This window comes from Streptomyces sp. SID14478, from assembly GCF_010548525.1.
Taxonomy (GTDB): domain Bacteria; phylum Actinomycetota; class Actinomycetes; order Streptomycetales; family Streptomycetaceae; genus Streptomyces.
This window is the reverse complement of the sequence record NZ_JAAGMG010001265.1, coordinates 1-16723: the sequence shown is the minus strand read 5'-3', so window position 1 is coordinate 16723 and position 16723 is coordinate 1. Positions and strand designations below refer to the sequence as shown.

The 16723-nt window shown below is 70.9% G+C and carries 15 protein-coding genes and 1 pseudogene; 12 read left to right on the top strand and 4 right to left on the bottom strand.

Going from position 1 to position 16723, the window contains the following annotated elements; translation table 11 throughout:
* Positions 1-561 (top strand): annotated as a pseudogene (locus G3I40_RS40415) (dihydroxyacetone kinase); the annotation flags it as partial.
* 14 nt (positions 562-575) lie between these two features.
* Here the strand turns inward: G3I40_RS40415 and G3I40_RS40410 are convergent.
* The gene (locus G3I40_RS40410) at positions 576-3278 is read right to left on the bottom strand and encodes a tetratricopeptide repeat protein (protein WP_164559795.1); all 2703 of its coding nucleotides are present in this window, start codon (positions 3276-3278) and stop codon (positions 576-578) included.
* Positions 3275-5086, bottom strand: coding sequence for an HSP90 family protein (locus G3I40_RS40405; protein WP_164559794.1), 1812 nt, complete (start codon positions 5084-5086; stop codon positions 3275-3277). Before G3I40_RS40405 ends, G3I40_RS40410 begins: the two co-directional genes overlap by 4 nt.
* 162 nt (positions 5087-5248) lie before the next feature.
* Between G3I40_RS40405 and recG the strand changes: the two genes are divergently transcribed.
* From recG to mutM, 8 genes are all read left to right on the top strand, one after another.
* A complete protein-coding gene (gene recG / locus G3I40_RS40400; protein WP_164559793.1) occupies positions 5249-7462 on the top strand; it encodes an ATP-dependent DNA helicase RecG in 2214 nt (737 codons plus the stop codon).
* A 42-nt stretch (positions 7463-7504) separates the two neighbouring features.
* Positions 7505-8101: a 16S rRNA (guanine(966)-N(2))-methyltransferase RsmD gene (gene rsmD, locus G3I40_RS40395; RefSeq protein WP_164559792.1), complete on the top strand. Its 597-nt coding sequence runs from the start codon at positions 7505-7507 to the stop codon at positions 8099-8101.
* Between the two features lie 26 nt (positions 8102-8127).
* The gene (gene coaD / locus G3I40_RS40390; RefSeq protein ID WP_343245179.1) at positions 8128-8607 is read left to right on the top strand and encodes a pantetheine-phosphate adenylyltransferase; all 480 of its coding nucleotides are present in this window, start codon (positions 8128-8130) and stop codon (positions 8605-8607) included.
* Positions 8608-8698: 91 nt separating this feature from the next.
* On the top strand, positions 8699-9811 hold the full coding sequence (locus G3I40_RS40385; RefSeq protein WP_164559798.1) for a cell division initiation protein: 1113 nt from the start codon (positions 8699-8701) through the stop codon (positions 9809-9811).
* Positions 9812-9979: 168 nt separating this feature from the next.
* On the top strand, positions 9980-10627 hold the full coding sequence (locus G3I40_RS40380) for a YceD family protein (protein WP_203645697.1): 648 nt from the start codon (positions 9980-9982) through the stop codon (positions 10625-10627).
* Between the two features lie 2 nt (positions 10628-10629).
* Positions 10630-10803 carry a 50S ribosomal protein L32 gene (gene rpmF, locus G3I40_RS40375; RefSeq protein ID WP_030361955.1) on the top strand — a complete coding sequence of 58 codons (174 nt, stop codon included), beginning with the start codon at positions 10630-10632 and terminating at the stop codon, positions 10801-10803.
* A gap of 7 nt (positions 10804-10810) precedes the next feature.
* The gene (gene rnc, locus G3I40_RS40370; RefSeq protein WP_343245178.1) at positions 10811-11635 is read left to right on the top strand and encodes a ribonuclease III; all 825 of its coding nucleotides are present in this window, start codon (positions 10811-10813) and stop codon (positions 11633-11635) included.
* A gap of 151 nt (positions 11636-11786) precedes the next feature.
* Positions 11787-12656, top strand: coding sequence for a bifunctional DNA-formamidopyrimidine glycosylase/DNA-(apurinic or apyrimidinic site) lyase (mutM, locus tag G3I40_RS40365; RefSeq protein ID WP_164559790.1), 870 nt, complete (start codon positions 11787-11789; stop codon positions 12654-12656).
* Here mutM and G3I40_RS40360 read toward each other — a convergent pair.
* Both G3I40_RS40360 and G3I40_RS40355 read right to left on the bottom strand, forming a co-directional pair.
* Positions 12629-13009, bottom strand: a complete 381-nt coding sequence (locus G3I40_RS40360) for a helix-turn-helix domain-containing protein (protein ID WP_164559789.1) — start codon at positions 13007-13009, stop codon at positions 12629-12631. The two genes, mutM and G3I40_RS40360, sit on opposite strands and share 28 nt — an antisense overlap.
* 74 nt (positions 13010-13083) lie before the next feature.
* The gene (locus G3I40_RS40355) at positions 13084-14226 is read right to left on the bottom strand and encodes a CAP domain-containing protein (RefSeq protein WP_164559796.1); all 1143 of its coding nucleotides are present in this window, start codon (positions 14224-14226) and stop codon (positions 13084-13086) included.
* 134 nt (positions 14227-14360) lie between these two features.
* Between G3I40_RS40355 and G3I40_RS40350 the strand changes: the two genes are divergently transcribed.
* The 3 genes from G3I40_RS40350 to G3I40_RS40340 form a co-directional block, all read left to right on the top strand.
* Positions 14361-14642, top strand: coding sequence for an acylphosphatase (locus G3I40_RS40350; protein WP_164559788.1), 282 nt, complete (start codon positions 14361-14363; stop codon positions 14640-14642).
* A 383-nt stretch (positions 14643-15025) separates the two neighbouring features.
* The gene (locus G3I40_RS40345; RefSeq protein WP_018531075.1) at positions 15026-15229 is read left to right on the top strand and encodes a hypothetical protein; all 204 of its coding nucleotides are present in this window, start codon (positions 15026-15028) and stop codon (positions 15227-15229) included.
* A gap of 230 nt (positions 15230-15459) precedes the next feature.
* Positions 15460-16723, top strand: a 1264-nt coding sequence (locus tag G3I40_RS40340; protein WP_164559787.1) for an AAA family ATPase, incomplete at its 3' end; no start/stop codon positions are given.

Genomic DNA, 16723 nt, shown 5'->3' with positions numbered 1-16723 from the left:
GCCAGCGGCGAGCTGGTCGACGCGATCCGGCGGGCCCACGCGCACGAAGTGGTGCTGCTGCCGAACGACGCCGAACTGCGCCACACCGCGGCGGCCGCCGCCGAGCAGGCCCGCTCCGAGGGCGTACGGGTCGCGCTCATCCCGACCCGGTCCGCGGTGCAGGGCATCGCCGCGCTCGCCGTGCACGAGCCCGACCGGCGCTTCGACGAGGACGTCGTCGCGATGACCTCGGCCGCGGGCGCGACCCGGTACGCCGAACTCGCCGTCGCCGAACGGCAGTCGTGGACCATGGCCGGCATCTGTCAGGCCGGGGACGTCCTCGGCCTCATCGACGGGGACGTCGCCGTCATCGGCGCCGAGGTCCCGGCGACCGCCCGCACCGTCCTCGACCGGATGCTCGCGGCGGGCGGCGAGCTCGTCACGCTCGTCCTGGGCGAGGAGGTCCCCGACGAGGTCGCGGAAGACCTCGAACAGCACGTCCGCGAGACCTATCTGGCCGTGGACACCGTGGTGTACCGGGGCGGGCGGCAGTCGGCGCTGCTGCTGATCGGCGTCGAGTAGCCGCCCGCCGGGGTCTACTCGGCGAGCGCCGCGCGTGCCTCGTCCCGGCGCTCCGTGTCGCCCGCCTCGTCGAAGGCGGCCGCCGCGCGCTCCAGCTGGGCCGCGGTCTCCTCGTCGTCGCGGCGGTCCAGGAGCTCCGCGAACTGGCGGTGGGTATGGCCGAGTTCGCGGAGCAGGGCCCCGCGGGCGGCGTCGTCGGCGCTGTCCGAGGCCAGGGCCTCCTCGCAGGTGCGGATCGCCGCGGTCATGGTCTCCCGCTCGTCGTCGGCCGACGCGGAGTCCAGCCAGGCACGCGCGCGTAGACACCGCACTACCGCAGGGACGTGGCCCAGGGAGCGCCACAACTCCGTCGCGCGTACGTAGGCGCGATCCGCGTCCTCGGGCCGGCCGGCCCGGTCGAGGGCGTCCGCCGCCAGATTGGCGAGCGTCGCGTGGTCGTGCTGCTCGGGCCAGTGCTGGGCGATCTCGGCGGCCTGCAGCCACGCCTCGGCGGACTGCAGGTGCTCGCCGAGGGCGCGGGCACAGTCGCCGAGCCACCACCGGGCCTGGACGACCGTCCCGTCGCCGTGGCTCTCCGCGGTCAGGTCGAGCAGCGCCGACTCCAGGACCTCGGCCGCTTCCGCCACGCGTTCCTCGCGCAGCAGGTGTCCGCCCAGCTGGAAGCGCGCCCAGGCGCCCAGTCCGTCGCTCTCGCCCGCCTCGTCGGCCCAGTGCGCGGCCTCCAGGGCGTGTGCGGACGCGGGCCCGAACTGCTCGGTCGCGGCGAGGACCTCGGCGAGCCGGAGGTGCAGCTGCGCCGTGCCGACCGGGTCCAGGTACCCAGCTCCGTGCTCCAGCGCTGCTCGCAGCGCCCGCTCGGCGCCCGCCGTGTCGTCCTGTTCCTGCGCGAGCTGTGCGAGCCGTACCTCGCTGTCCACGGCCAGCCAGGGGCGCCCGGCCGCCACCTGCGCGTCCGCCGACTCCTCGTAAAGCGCCGCGGCCGTCCCCGTCTCCCCGCGGTGCAGCGCGACGTCCGCGAGCATCGAGCGGGCCGATGCGGCCTGGGAAGCGAGCCGCGGCGTGTCGGTGAACGGTGCGGTGAGGGCCAGCAGTTGGTGCGCGCACTCCTCGGCCGCGGCGACGTCCGCGTCCCCGGAGTGGCCCTGCAGCAGGATGTGTGCGCGGCAGGCCAGGACGGCCGCCGCCGGGCGGGCCGTCACCGCGTCCAGCCGCGTCACGGCAGAGAGCACCTGCGCGTACGGCTCCTTGATCGCATCCAGGGCCTCCTCGGTGCGTCCCGCACGGGACAGTGCGTAGGCGCCACGCGCGCGTGCCGCTCGGGCACTGTCCGGGGCGCCGGCCGACTCGTACAACACGGCTGCCTGCGCGAACAGTTCGTGCGCGTCCTCGGATTCCATCGCCCGGAAGTCGAGGATCTCCGCGCGGTCATGGGCGGTGAGTTCCAGACCCTCCGCGTCAGCGGCCCGTGCGGCTGCCTGCCAGGCGCGGGCGGCGTCCGGGCCGCCGTCGTCGTCCGAGACCCGCCGGGCCTCGGCCACCAGCGCCGCCGCGTCCTTCGCGGGCTCCGCGGGGGCCTCGGCCACCGGCCTCGACGGGGCGCTCCGTAGGACGCGTACGCCCAGCGGCAGCCGCTCCAGGAGAGGCAGTTGGTCCATCCGCTCCCGGATGCGTGTACCGATGCGGGCGGTGCCGTTGCGCTCGTCGAAGCGGGCCGCGACGGACAGTGCCTGCCCGCGCGCGTGGGCGGCGAGTTCGGCGGCTGTCCAGGCGCGGTCGGTGGGACCAGGGACCCGCTGCTCGCCCAGACCCAGTCCCACCAGCCGGTCCATCACCAGCGCGGTCACCGCGAGGAAGTCCATCAGGCCCTGCGGATTACCGCTGTCGGTGAAGTACGCGGGCCGGTCCGCGAGCAGCTCCAGAGCGCGCGCCTCGTTCCCGGTCAGGGCGCAGAATTCCACGTGCGAGGCGACCGCGCCGCGCATCGACTCCATGGGCCGTACGAGGCGGTAGCCGCGCAGGTGGTTCGCGCGGGCCTCCTCGGGGCGGCCCAGGCGCAACAGGGGGAGCAAGGAGGCGGCGAGCGTCGCGTGCGGTTCATGGGCGCACGTGAACTCGCCCGCGAGGACCGGCTGCCACCGCTCAAGGGCCCGCTCGTCGCGCAGCAGGTCCGCCTGGCGCTCGCCCTGTCCGTTCAGCTCACAGGCGTGGCAGTCGGCCATGTCGTCGCGGTCGGCCGCAAGCCATGCCTCGTACGCGCGCGTGGCCCTCTCTTCGTCACCTATGTGGTTGGCGATGTAGAACTCGCTCATACGGACGGCCCGTTCGGAATGGCCGGCCACCCTGTAGCGGTGCTCCATCTCGCCGAGCCACTTCTCTATGGAGGCGAGCGGAATGTGCGGCTGGTGCAGCATGCCGCCGGACATCCACTTGAAGACCCAGTGCAGAGAGTGCGTCTCGTAGGCGTCGAAGTCCTCGGGGCGCTCGTCCCACATGCGCAGCAGACGCGCGAAGGGGACGAACATCTTGTCCTTCTCGGAGCTGTAGTTGTACATCTGCAGCTGGTGGCCGAGCGCCTCGATCACGGCGAGCGGAACGGCCAGCTTCTCGGCCTCGGTCAGCAGCTGCTCCGCACGGGCGCCGCGGGCCGGGCCCTCGGGCTGAGCGGCGTTCTCCGCCATCGCCCGGCGCAGTGCGTCCAGGTCCGTGATCCCGTTCATCGGGTGCTGTCCTTTCCGGTGCCGGGGTGCGTGGCCCACTCCAGGAGGCCGATGAAGGAGCGATTCAGGAGCGCGGAGTCGGCGGGGCGCAGCGGGCGCTGCGCCATCAGGAGCGCCTGCCCGTACAGGGCCTCCGTCGCCGTGCCGATCAGCTCCGCGTCCGCGAGTGAACTCACCCTGCGGATCAGTGGGTTGAGGTGGTTGAGTACGAGCCGTGCGCGAGGGGCGCTGCCGCGCAGCGAGCCGAGAATCCCGGCCCACAGGTCGTCGGCCTCCGCCTCCGCGTCCGCGCGCGCCTGCTCGTGCCGGGCGGCACGGTCGTCCAGGTGCAGCGCGGGCACCGTCAGTGGATGGAAGGCACGCAGGGCGACGTCACAGCCCAACGGGTCGAGCGTGGCCCGCGCGGCCGCCAGGAAGGACGACAGTGCCAGTTCCGCGGCCGGGTCGACGGCGTCCAGGTGCGCGGTCACCGTGTCCGCGTCCAGTTCTGAGACGGCCGTGCCCGCACGCACCGAGGGCAGCGCCTCGACCAGATCGGCGTCATACGTGTAACCGCCGTTCACGACCCCGATGCCCTGGGCGGAGGCGATCGGCGCCACCTGCCGGTACTCCTCCACGGTCCTCGTGAAGTGCACGACAGGGTGCCGCTGGGCGAACTCCTCCAAGGAGAGCCGCCCGTCCGTCGTCTCGAACGGCAGCCAGGGAAGCATCGTGCGCAGCATCTCCTTGTCGTGCCGCGCGAGGGACTTGACCCCCAGGTGGTGCACGGACAAGAAGGCCGCGAGCCGCTCGGGCTCACCGGCAGCCAGCGACGTCAGCCACTCCCGGATGCGCTCGCCCAGGGCCTCCCGTACGGCGGCGAGGGTCTCGTCCTCGTAGAGGGACTCGCGCGACGCCGTCGGACGCAGGCTGTCCGTGTCGATCACGCAGCGGACGAAGAAGGCCCAGTCGGGCAGGAGCTGCTCGGCCCGCTCGGTGAGCAGCATGCCCTTCAAGTGGACCCGGTGACCCGCGCGCTGTGCCGGGCTGACCGCCTGTGGCAGCACGTGGGCGACGCCGCGGATGCCCGCGAGCGGCACGTCCAGGTCGATCGAGTCCAGCGGTGTGAACCCGAACAGTTCGTGGCAGTGCCGGGCCAGGGCGACCCGGCGGGCGGCCGGGCCCGGATACGTCCGGTTCCAGGCGGCCGGCAGGTCCGTCACTGCCGCGTCGCCGACCCGTACGTCGTAGGGGAGCAGCGAACCGAAGTCCCGCGCCAAGGAAAGAACACGCTCGTGCGCCAGCCAGTCCGCGGTGCCCGCGCGGGCCTCCAGGTACACGGTCGTGCCGGGTTCGGTGCGGGCCGCGTCCGGGAGGGTGCGGACCGTGTACGAGCCGTCGTCGCGGGCCGTCCACTCGACGGGCGCCGCGTCGGGTGTGCGCGCGCTGCGGCTGACCACACGGATCCGCTCGGCGACGACGAAGCACGCCAGCAGGCCGATGCCGAACTGCCCGAGGAAGTCGGCACGGGCGGACTCCAGGCCGTCGCCGCGCTTGGAACTGCGGCCGATCGTCGCCAGCAGGCTGTGCACGTCGGCCTCGGTCAGGCCGATGCCGGAATCCTCGACCCGCAGCGACCCGCCCTCGGTGAACAGGCGCACCGTGGCCGGGGCGTCGGGCTGCTCGGCACGGCGGGCCGTGATGGCGTCCACCGCGTTCTGCAGCAGCTCGCGCAGATAGACCTTCGGGCTGGAGTACAGATGGTGGGAGAGGAGGTCGACGAGACCGCGCAGGTCGACCTGGAAAGTGTGCGGTGTCTGTGAGTTCATCGTCGCTGCGCCGGTGGGGGGACAGGCGACGGCGCGGGTCGGGCGGTCCTGCGAGGGGTGACCGCGATGTGGAGCCGGAGGCGGTCATCCTAGGCTCGGGGAGCCCCTTGTGACCAGCGGTTTTCGGGGATGTCCGCGGGATTGTCAGTGCCGTGGTGTGCAATGGATCTCGTGCCTGCGCTCGAAGAACCGCTGAAGAAAGTGCTCGGCCCTCCCACCGCGAAGGTGATGGCCGAGCACCTAGGCCTGCACACCGTCGGTGATCTTCTCCACCACTACCCGCGCAGATATGCGGAGCGCGGTGAGCTCACACGTCTCGCGGAGCTGCCGCTCGACGAGCACGTCACCGTGGTCGCCCAGGTCGCCACCGCCCGCGTCCTGAGGTTCAACGGCGGCAGTGGCCAGCGCCTGGAAGTGACCATCACCGACGGCAGCGGGCAGCTCCAGCTCGTCTTCTTCGGCCGCGGCATCCACAAGCCGCACAAGGACCTGCTGCCGGGCACGCGCGCGATGTTCGCCGGCAAGGTCGGCGTCTTCAACCGCAAGATGCAACTGGCGCACCCCGCCTACCAGTTGCTGAACGCGGACTCCTCGCAGGAGGCCGCCGAGGCCGTCGGCTCCTGGGCCGGAGCGCTGCTGCCGATCTATCCGGCCACCGCCAAGCTGGAGTCCTGGAAGATCGCCAAGGCCGTGGACCTGGTGCTGCCCAGCGCCCAGGAAGCGGTCGACCCGCTGCCCGGATCGCTGCGCGAGGGCCGCGGTCTGGTTCCGCTCACCGAGGCCCTGCTGAAGATCCACCGGCCGCACACGAAGGACGACATCGCCGACGCGCGCGCCCGGCTCAAATGGGACGAGGCCTTCGTCCTCCAAGTGGCCCTCGCCCGACGCCGGTTCGCGGACACCCAGCTGACCGCCGTCGCACGCGAACCGAAGCCGGACGGACTCCTCACGGCTTTCGACGCGAAGCTGCCGTTCACGCTCACCGACGGCCAGCAGAAGGTCTCCAAGGAGATCTTCGACGACCTGGCCACCGAGCACCCGATGCACCGGCTGCTCCAGGGAGAGGTCGGTTCCGGAAAGACGATGGTGGCGCTGCGCGCCATGCTCGCCGTCGTCGACGCGGGCGGGCAGGCCGCCATGCTCGCGCCCACCGAGGTCCTCGCCCAGCAGCACCACCGCTCCATCACCGAGATGATGGGCGAGCTGGCCGAGGGCGGCATGCTCGGCGGCTCCGAGCACTCCACCAAGGTCGTGCTGCTCACCGGCTCCATGGGTACCGCCGCACGCAAGCACGCCCTGCTCGACCTGGTCACCGGCGAGGCCGGCCTCGTCATCGGCACGCACGCGCTGATCGAGGACAAGGTGCAGTTCCACGACCTGGGCCTGGTCGTCGTGGACGAGCAGCACCGGTTCGGCGTGGAGCAGCGCGACGCCCTGCGCTCCAAGGGCAAGCAGCCTCCGCACCTCCTGGTCATGACGGCGACACCGATCCCGCGCACGGTCGCCATGACGGTCTTCGGCGACCTGGAGACCTCCGTCCTCGACCAGCTCCCGGCCGGCCGCTCGCCGATCGCCAGCCATGTGGTGCCCGCCGCCGACAAGCCGCACTTCCTCTCGCGCGCGTGGGAGCGCGTACGCGAAGAAGTGGGCAAGGGGCACCAGGCGTACGTCGTCTGCCCCCGCATCGGCGACGACGAGGACGAGAAGGCCGCCTCCAAGAGCAAGGCCAAGAAGAAGTCCGCGGAGGACGAGGCGGAGAAGCGGCCGCCGCTCGCCGTCCTGGACGTCGCCGACGAGCTGGCCCACGGCGCCCTCCAGGGCCTCAAGGTCGAGGTGCTGCACGGCCGGATGCACCCCGACGACAAGGACGCGGTGATGCGCCGCTTCGCCGCGGGCGAGACCGACGTCCTGGTGGCGACGACGGTCATCGAGGTCGGGGTGAACGTGCCGAACGCCACGGCGATGGTGATCATGGACGCCGACCGGTTCGGCGTCTCCCAGCTCCACCAGCTGCGCGGCCGCGTCGGCCGTGGTGCGGCACCCGGCCTGTGCCTCCTGGTCACCGAGATGCCCGAGGCCAGCCCGGCCCGCGCGCGCCTCGGCGCCGTCGCCTCCACGCTCGACGGCTTCGAGCTGTCCCGCATCGACCTGGAGCAGCGCCGCGAGGGGGACGTCCTGGGGCAGGCCCAGTCCGGCGTGCGCTCCTCCCTGCGGATGCTCGCCGTCATCGAGGACGAGGAGATCATCGCCGAGGCACGCCAGGAGGCGACCGAGGTGGTCGCCGCCGACCCGGACCTGGAGCGCCTGCCGGCCCTGCGCACGGCGCTCGACGCACTGCTGGACGAGGAGCGTGAGCAGTACCTCGACAAGGGCTGAGACACTGGCCGGGAAAGATCCCGCTCGTGGAGAAGGACTGACATGACCCGCGTGATCGCCGGTCGCGCCGGCGGACGCCGCCTGGCCGTACCGCCGGGCAACGGCACCCGCCCGACCTCCGACCGGGCGCGCGAGGGCCTCTTCTCCACCTGGCAGGCGCTGCTCGGCACGCTCGACGGCACCCGCGTCGCCGATCTGTACGCGGGCTCGGGGGCCGTCGGCCTGGAGGCCCTCTCCCGCGGCGCCACGCACGCGCTCCTGGTCGAGGCGGACGCCCGAGCAGCCCGCACCGTCCGCGAGAACATCAAGGCCGTCGGCCTGCCCGGAGCCGAGGCACGTACCGCAAAAGCAGAACAAGTCGTCACCGGGCCGCCTCCCGAGACCCCCTACGACCTGGTCTTCCTCGACCCCCCGTACGCCGTCCCGGACGACGATCTTCGGGAGATACTGCTCACACTCCGTGCCGGGGGCTGGCTCGCGGCCGACGCGCTCGTCACCGTTGAACGCAGCACCAGAGGCGGCGAATTCCGGTGGCCGGACGGCTTCGAGGGACTGCGGTCCCGTCGCTACGGCGAGGGCACGTTTTGGTACGGTCGCGCCGCCTTGAACACCACCCTCACGTGCGACGACGCACGATGACCGGACCGGAGAGCGAGGGACTTCCCGTGCGCCGCGCAGTCTGTCCCGGGTCGTTCGACCCGATTACCAACGGCCACCTCGACATCATTGCCCGGGCCTCCAAGCTCTACGACGTCGTGCACGTCGCAGTGATGATCAATCAGTCCAAGCAGGGCCTGTTCGCCGTCGACGAGCGCATCGAGCTGATCCGCGAGGTCACCGCGGAGTTCGGCAACGTCGAGGTGGAGTCCTTCCACGGCCTCCTCGTCGACTTCTGCAAGCAGCGCGACATCCCCGCGATCGTCAAGGGCCTGCGTGCCGTCAGCGACTTCGACTACGAGCTGCAGATGGCCCAGATGAACAACGGCCTCTCGGGCGTCGAGACCCTCTTCGTCCCCACCAACCCCACCTACAGCTTCCTGTCCTCCTCGCTCGTCAAGGAGGTCGCGGCATGGGGCGGTGACGTGTCCCATCTGGTCCCGCCGCTGGTGCACGAGGCGCTGACCGAGCGCCTTCCCAAGAAGTGACACACACCCGCCAGTTGGGCATACAGTCGTCCCGTCCGTCTCCAAACCCCCTGTCACCCCGGTGACAAGACGAGAGAGTGGCGAGCACACGGTGGACGTGCAGAAGAAGCTCGACGAGATCGTCGCCGCGGTCGGCAACGCCCGGTCCATGCCCATGTCGGCCTCCTGCGTGGTCAACCGGGCCGACCTGCTCTCGATGCTCGAAGAGGTGCGCCAGGCGCTGCCCGGCTCCCTCGCCCAGGCCCAGGAGCTGATCGGCGGCCGCGAGCAGATGGTCGAGCAGGCCCGCGCCGAGGCCGAGCGGATCATCGAGACCGCACACGCCGAGCGCGGCTCCCTGATCTCCGACACCGAGATCGCCCGCCGCTCGCAGAACGAGGGCGAGCGGATCCTCACCGAGGCCCGGCAGGAGGCCGAGGAGGTCCGCGCCGAGGCCGACGAGTACGTCGACTCCAAGCTGGCCAACTTCGAGGTCGTCCTCACCAAGACCCTCGGCTCGGTCGGCCGCGGCCGCGAGAAGCTGCTCGGCACCGGCCCGGGCGTCGACGAGCAGGGCTACGAGGACGAGGACGCCCCCGAGCGCAGCCACGACCCGGAGACGCTGCGCCGCGACGCCGACGCGTACGTGGACACCAAGCTCGGCGCCTTCGAGGCGGTGCTCGCCAAGACCCTGGACGCCGTCGGCAAGGGCCGCCAGAAGCTGCACGGCCGCCTCGCCAGCGACGACCTGGGCGCGCTGTCCATGGACGGCGACGGCGGTGCCCAGGCGCACACCAGCGACTCCGACTACCTGGCGGGGCTCGCCGAGATCGGCACCCCGGCGCAGACCCCGCCCACCCCGCAGGCCCCGCAGGAACCCGCGGCGGCCCCGCAGATCCCGGCCCAGCAGCCGGCGGCCGCGTACGCCCAGCAGCCGGACCCCTACGCGTACCAGGAGCAGCAGCCGTACGGACAGCAGGACCCGTACGCCGCCGGCGCCTATCAGCAGCAGGACCCGTACGCGGCGTACCAGCAGGCCCAGCAGGACCCCTATGCCGCTGCTTATCAGCAGCAGGACCCGTACGCGTACCAGCAGCAGCCGCACCACCAGGACCAGCCGCAGAACCAGGCCGGAGCGCTCGACGAGACCAGCCTCTTCGACACCAGCATGATCAGCATGGACCAGGTGCGGGAGTACGAGCGGCAGTACGAGCAGGGCCGCTGACACCGCTCTGCCCGGGGCCGTCCCGGGGCGGCCCGGACCGGATTGGGCCGAGAGCGAAAGGTCCAGTACCCTGGTTCTTCGGTCGCGCGGACACGTGTGATCTCCGCTGCCCGGAAAGCTCGTGGCGGCAATCCCCATGAGTTTCGAAGATCGAAAGCAGGACCAGCCCTGAATACCCACCTCGACCACCGCAATCCACTCGTGTTCGACACACACGAGCTGGGTCGGCGTCCTGGTGCCATGCAGCGGCTGTCCCGCCCGATCGACGCTCCCAAGGACTTCGGTCTCCAGGGAGTCATCGAGGTGCCGGAAGGCGCCCCGGTGGAGCTCGACCTCCGCCTGGAGTCGGTCATGGAAGGGGTGCTTGTCACAGGCACCGCCCGTGCATCGGCCAAGGGGGAGTGCGTAAGGTGTCTGGAGCCGCTCGGCCTCGAGGTCGCAGCGGATTTCCAGGAGATGTTCTCGTACCCTGACGCCGACGACCGGGGCCGTGCGCGCACGGAACCGGCCGACGACGCCGAGGAAGACGAGGACAGGCTCTTCCTCGAGGACGGCATGTTCGACCTCGAGCCCGTGCTGCGTGATGCGGTGGTGCTCGCACTGCCGATGCAGCCGGTGTGCCAGGAAGACTGCGAGGGACTGTGCTCCGAGTGTGGAGTGCGGCTCGTGGACGAACCGGGACATCATCACGACGCCGTCGACATCCGTTGGGCGGCTTTGCAGGGACTCGCTGGATCCATCCAGGACGGCGAGAAGGACGAGATGAGCGGCGACGCGCCTCGATCAGCGCACGTCGACGAGAAGCAGGAGAAGTAGCCGTGGCTGTTCCGAAGCGGAAGATGTCGCGCAGCAACACGCGCCACCGCCGGTCGCAGTGGAAGGCTGCGGTCCCCACCTTGGTTTCGTGTGAGCGTTGCCAGGAGCCCAAGCTGCAGCACATCGCGTGCCCCGCTTGTGGCACCTACAACAAGCGCCAGGTCCTCGAGGTCTGAGCGGCTGGTGAGAGGCACAGTGGCTAGCCAAAAATCGGCGGATGACGCCAAGAAAAAGGCGGACACCACAGCCTCGTCCCACACGCTTCTGGAAGGGCGGCTCGGGTACAAACTCGAGTCCGCCCTTCTGGTGCGTGCGCTGACGCATCGCTCGTACGCGTACGAGAACGGCGGGCTGCCCACGAACGAGCGCCTGGAGTTCCTCGGGGACTCCGTGCTCGGACTCGTGGTCACCGACACGCTCTATCGCACCCACCCCGACCTGCCCGAGGGCCAACTGGCCAAGTTGCGGGCCGCGGTGGTCAATTCGCGTGCACTGGCGGAGGTCAGCCGTGGGCTCGACCTGGGTTCCTTCATCCGGCTCGGCCGGGGTGAAGAGGGCACGGGCGGCCGGGACAAGGCGTCCATCCTTGCCGACACCCTCGAAGCGGTGATCGGCGCGGTCTATCTGGACCAGGGTCTGGACGCGGCGGGCGAACTCGTCCACCGCCTCTTCGACCCGTTGATCGAGAAGTCCTCGAATCTGGGGGCCGGCCTGGACTGGAAGACCAGTCTCCAGGAACTCACGGCGACCGAGGGGCTCGGCGTTCCCGAGTACCTGGTCTCCGAGACCGGTCCGGATCACGAGAAGACCTTCACTGCTGCCGCCCGCGTCGGAGGCGTCTCGTACGGCACCGGCACAGGCCGTAGCAAGAAGGAAGCGGAGCAGCAGGCCGCCGAGTCCGCCTGGCGCGCGATCCGCGCCGCGGCGGACGAGCGGGCCGAGGCTTCGGCCACGGCCGCGACCGACGTCGCGGACGGAGCGGTCGCCGACACCGCTCCCGGGGCGTAGTCGCTCCGCTTCCTCAGCCGCCCGTCCTCACCGGCCCTGCCGGGGAGGACGGGCGTTCTGCGTGGTGGCGCAGCAGGCGGTTCCCCGGGCCCCCGCGGGGCGCGATACGCTCCCCGCATCCCACGCATCCCGCCCCGTCCGGAGGACTCCCGTGCCAGAGCTGCCCGAAGTAGAGGTCGTCCGGCGCGGTCTGGCCCGGTGGGTGGCGCACCGGACCGTCGCCGACACGGAGGTCCTGCACCCCCGCGCCGTACGCCGTCACCTCGCGGGCGGTGACGACTTCGCGTACCGCCTCAAGGGCCAGCGCATCGGCGAGCCGAGCCGTCGCGGCAAGTACCTGTGGCTGCCGCTGGAGACGACGCACCTGTCCGTCCTCGCGCACCTCGGCATGAGCGGGCAGCTCCTGGTGCAGCCGCACGAGGCCCCGGACGAGAAGCATCTGCGCATCCGCGTCCGCTTCGCCGACGACCTCGGTACGGAACTGCGCTTCGTCGACCAACGCACCTTCGGCGGGCTGTCGTTGCACGAGACCGCCGAGGACAGCCCGGACGGTCTGCCCGACGTCATCGCGCACATCGCCCGCGACCCCCTGGACGTGCTCTTCGACGACGCGGCCTTCCACGACGCGCTGCGCAGGAAGCGCACCACCATCAAGCGCGCCCTGCTCGACCAGTCGCTCATCAGCGGTGTCGGCAACATCTACGCGGACGAGGCCCTGTGGCGCGCGAAGGTGCACTACGAGCGCCCCACCGCGACGTTCACGCGCCCGCGCACGACCGAACTCCTCGGCCACGTAAGGGACGTGATGAACGCGGCGCTCTCGGTGGGCGGGACGAGCTTCGACTCCCTCTACGTGAACGTGAACGGGGAGTCGGGTTACTTCGACCGGTCCCTCGACGCGTACGGACGGGAAGGACTTCCGTGCCGACGGTGTGCCACGCCGATGCGTCGGCGCGCCTGGATGAACCGGTCCAGCTACTTCTGCCCGCGCTGTCAGCGGGTCCCGCGCGTCGTGTCGTAGCGTCCGCGCGCCACCAGTACGTCGTCCATCCGGCCCTCCACGAAGTGGATGAGCGACAGCAGGCGCTGGGCCACTTCCCGGCCCAGGGGCGTCAGTTCGTAGTCCACGCGCGGCGGGTTGGTCGGCTGGGCCTCGCGGTGCACCAGGCCGTCCCGCTCCAGCGCGTGCAGTGTCTGGGAGAGCATCTTCTCGCTGACCCCGTCCACCCGGCGGCGCAGCTCGTTGAAGCGGAGCGAGCCCTCGTGCAGGGCCCCGAGCGTGAGCGCGCCCCAGCGGCCGGTGACGTGCTCCAGCGTGCCGCGGGACGGGCACGCCTTGGAGAACACGTCGTAGGCGAGGTCGTTCGAGTCCATACCCCGAGCATACGCCCGCACAGCGCAACCCCATGGGTGGCGCTATCCGGGAGTTAGTGGCCCGTCGACGTGGCTCAGAATCCGAAGTCCTGCGTCCACCACGGCCCGCCGGACCCGAAGTGCACCCCCACACCGAGGGTCTTGTAGTCGCAGTTGAGGATGTTGGCCCGGTGGCCGGGGCTGTTCATCCACGCGTCCATCACGGACTGGGCGTTGGCCTGGCCGCGGGCGATGTTCTCGCCGCCGAGGTCCGTGATGCCGACCTTCTTCGCGCGGTCCCACGGCGTCGCGCCGTCCGGGTCCGTGTGGTCGAAGAAGTTCCGCGCCGCCATGTCCTCGCTGAACGCGGTCGCCAGCGAGGCGAGGCCGCCGTCGGCGGTCACGGGGGAGCAGCCGGCCTTGGCCCGCTCCTGGTTCACGAGACTCAGCACCTGCGCGGCGGCCGCGCTCTGCGACGACGTCGCGGGTGCCTGCGCGGCGGGCGCCTGCGTCTTCTCGGGAGCCTGGGTGGACGGGCTCGCGCTCTTCGTCTGCGTACTGCCGCCGCCCGAGGAGGTCCTGGACGGCGACGGCTTCTTCGAGGGCTTCGCGGGCGCACTGGGCGACGCGGACTTCGAGGGCGACGCCGAGGGGGTGGAACGTTCGGTGCCGCGGCTCGCGGACGAGGGGGCGCGGTCGTCGACCGAGCCGTCCGTGCCGCCCTGGGCCTCGACGGTGGGGGAGCCCGCGGCCTGCACCTTGTTGCCGCCGTGGTCCCCGCCGAGCTTGAAGTCGTCACCGCCCGGTATCAGCCCCGAGGCCACCGCGACCGCGCCCAGGGCGACGGCGGCGGAGACGCCGAGCAGCCCGGTGCGCACCGGCACGCCGCCGCGCTTCTTGCGCCGGTGGGCGTGACCGCGCGACTCCTGGCCCGAGCCGCCGGCCGGGGAGATCGAGCCGTACGTGGCGGCCGCGGTCTCCTCGTGCGCGTACGAGGAGGCGTACTCATGTTCAGGCGCGTACCCGTGCGCCTGTCCGGCTCCGTAGCCGTACGTCTGCTCGGGCTCGTGGCCGTATGCGTGCTCATACGTGTGCGCACCCGGATACGACCCCGCCTGACCTGCGCCGTACGCCTCGCCGTAAGGTTCGGCGTACATGTCCTCGGGGTGGGTCTCCGGGGTGCCCGCGGCGCGGCCCGTGGCGGCGCGGCCGGCGGCGGAGCGTCGGTGGCGTCCCATGTTCTGGCCTTCCTCGTCCTCGCGGTCGTCAATGTGACTCACCCGTACGAGTGAGGCTCATCGGTCCGCGACGGTACCCCAAGACGCAAGGGGACGAAGTGCTCCGAGTGCAATTGGCCGGTTAGCGTGCACCCATGAACGAAGACGTACGGCTCGTCGTGTGGGTGCGAGGACGCGTCCAACGTGTGGGTTTTCGGTGGTTCACCCGTGCACGAGCTCTGGAGATCGGCGCCCTGAGTGGTTTTGCTCTCAATTTGGAGGACGGTCGCGTACAGGTGGTCGCCGAGGGTCCGCGCGAGGCGTGCCAGAAACTGCTCGACTGGCTCCACGACGGCGACACACCCGGCCGGGTCGACGGTCTGACTGAGATCTGGGACACGCCCCGCGGCGGCTACGACGGGTTTGCCATCCGCTGAACCGTCACCGCAGGCGAGGCGGTCCGCACCGGCGAAAGAGGTGCCGCGGGCAACTGCTCCGGGCAGAAACGCCCTGGTGGTTGCCAACGCGGGGGACTCGTGGCAGTCTCCCGAGGTACGGATGATCGCTACGCCCTCAGGGTCCCGAAGGTCAGGCCGCGCCGGACGATTCACGGCGCAGAGCCCCCGGGTTGCCCGTCAATACGGGGCGTGATCGTGTTGACCGTCAAACTTTTTGGTGAGACTCTGGAATCCCCGCGCACCTTAGCTGTTTGGCATGTGAGAACGGCCAGTAAGAACAAGAAGTGCCAAGCACCGCGGGTGCGAATCCCTCACGACCCACACCGCTTCGGTCGGTCACTCATTGTGGAGGACCATCCATCATGGCAAAGGCGCTTCTCGGTTACGTCGGCGGCAGCGACCCGCGACTCCTCGCCGAGATGCGACGGCTCCAGCAACGCGTCCAGGATCTTGAATCCGAGCTCGGTCGGATCCAGGCCGAGAACGACGCGCTCGCGGCTGCCGCTTCTCACGATTCGCTCCTGGAGAGCATCGACGTACCCCAGGCGGAGCCTGCGCTCACCTGACCACATCAAGGACCCACGTGGTCGGCTGCCCGTATCAGCCGCTTGACAGAGATATGCAAGGGACGCTTCGGCGTCCCTTCTTTCTTTCCACTCCAGTACCAGGGCCCGCTCCGGCCTCTACGCCCCCGCGCACCGAAGCGCTTTCTTAACGTCTGATGTGCCCTGCACCTTCCTCGGTGAAACCGTGGGTTCATGGAGTGAGACAGGGGCGCCCGGTAGAGTCCGACGGCGTGCACCTCAAGGCTCTGACCCTGCGCGGGTTCAAATCGTTCGCCTCGGCCACCACGTTGCGGTTCGAGCCGGGCATCACCTGCGTCGTGGGACCCAACGGCTCGGGCAAGTCCAATGTCGTGGACGCCCTGAGCTGGGTCATGGGTGAGCAGGGCGCCAAGTCCCTGCGCGGCGGCAAGATGGAGGACGTCATCTTCGCCGGCACCACCGGGCGCCCGCCGCTCGGCCGCGCCGAGGTGTCGCTGACCATCGACAACTCCGACGGCGCGCTGCCCATCGAGTACGCCGAGGTCACCATCACGCGGATCATGTTCCGCAACGGCGGCAGCGAGTACCAGATCAACGGCGACACCTGCCGGCTGCTCGACATCCAGGACCTGCTCTCCGACTCCGGCATCGGGCGGGAGATGCACGTCATCGTCGGGCAGGGTCAGCTCGACGGCGTGCTGCACGCCGACCCGATGGGGCGCCGCGCCTTCATCGAAGAGGCAGCCGGCGTCCTCAAGCACCGCAAGCGCAAGGAGAAGGCGCTGCGGAAGCTGGACGCGATGCAGGCCAACCTCGCCCGCGTACAGGACCTGACCGACGAGTTGAGGCGGCAGCTCAAGCCGTTGGGCAGACAGGCCGCCGTCGCGCGCCGGGCCGCCGTCATCCAGGCCGACCTGCGCGACGCGCGACTGCGGCTGCTCGCCGACGATCTCGTACGGCTCCAGGAGGCACTCAGCGCCGAGGTCGCCGACGAGGCCGAGCTGAAGCGGCGCAAGGAAGCGGCGGAGGAAGAGCTGAAGAAGGCCCTCCAGAAGGAAGGGCACCTGGAGGACGAGGTGCGGCAGCTGACGCCGCGGCTGCAGCGGGCGCAGCAGAGCTGGTACGAGCTGTCACAGCTGGCCGAGCGGGTGCGCGGCACGATCTCGCTGGCCGACGCGCGCGTGAAGAGCGCCGCGTCCGCCCCGGCCGAGGAGCGGCGCGGGCGCGACCCCGAGGACCTGGAGCGCGAGGCGGCCCGGGTGCGGGAGCAGGAGGCCGAGCTGACGGCCGCGCTGGAATCGGCGCAGGTTGCACTCGACGAGACCGTCTCCCACCGGGCCGACCTGGAGCGGGAGTTGGCGCTGGAGGAACGCCGCCTCAAGGACGTGGCCCGCGCCATCGCCGACCGGCGCGAGGGCCTCGCCCGGCTCCAGGGCCAGGTGGGCGCCGCGCGCTCGCGGGCCGCTTCCGCACAGGCCGAGATCGACCGGCTCGCCGTGTCGCGGGACGAGGCGC

Excerpts from the sequence above, each read along its gene's own strand:
- G3I40_RS40345 (WP_018531075.1), top strand. The coding sequence starts at position 15,026 with ATGGCAAAGGCGCTTCTCGGTTACGTCGGCGGCAGCGACCCGCGACTC.
- rsmD (WP_164559792.1), top strand. The coding sequence starts at position 7,505 with ATGACCCGCGTGATCGCCGGTCGCGCCGGCGGACGCCGCCTGGCCGTA.
- G3I40_RS40350 (WP_164559788.1), top strand. The coding sequence starts at position 14,361 with ATGAACGAAGACGTACGGCTCGTCGTGTGGGTGCGAGGACGCGTCCAA.
- G3I40_RS40405 (WP_164559794.1), bottom strand. The coding sequence starts at position 5,086 with ATGAACTCACAGACACCGCACACTTTCCAGGTCGACCTGCGCGGTCTC.
- G3I40_RS40355 (WP_164559796.1), bottom strand. The coding sequence starts at position 14,226 with ATGGGACGCCACCGACGCTCCGCCGCCGGCCGCGCCGCCACGGGCCGC.
- G3I40_RS40360 (WP_164559789.1), bottom strand. The coding sequence starts at position 13,009 with ATGGACTCGAACGACCTCGCCTACGACGTGTTCTCCAAGGCGTGCCCG.
- G3I40_RS40410 (WP_164559795.1), bottom strand. The coding sequence starts at position 3,278 with ATGAACGGGATCACGGACCTGGACGCACTGCGCCGGGCGATGGCGGAG.
- recG (WP_164559793.1), top strand. The coding sequence starts at position 5,249 with ATGGATCTCGTGCCTGCGCTCGAAGAACCGCTGAAGAAAGTGCTCGGC.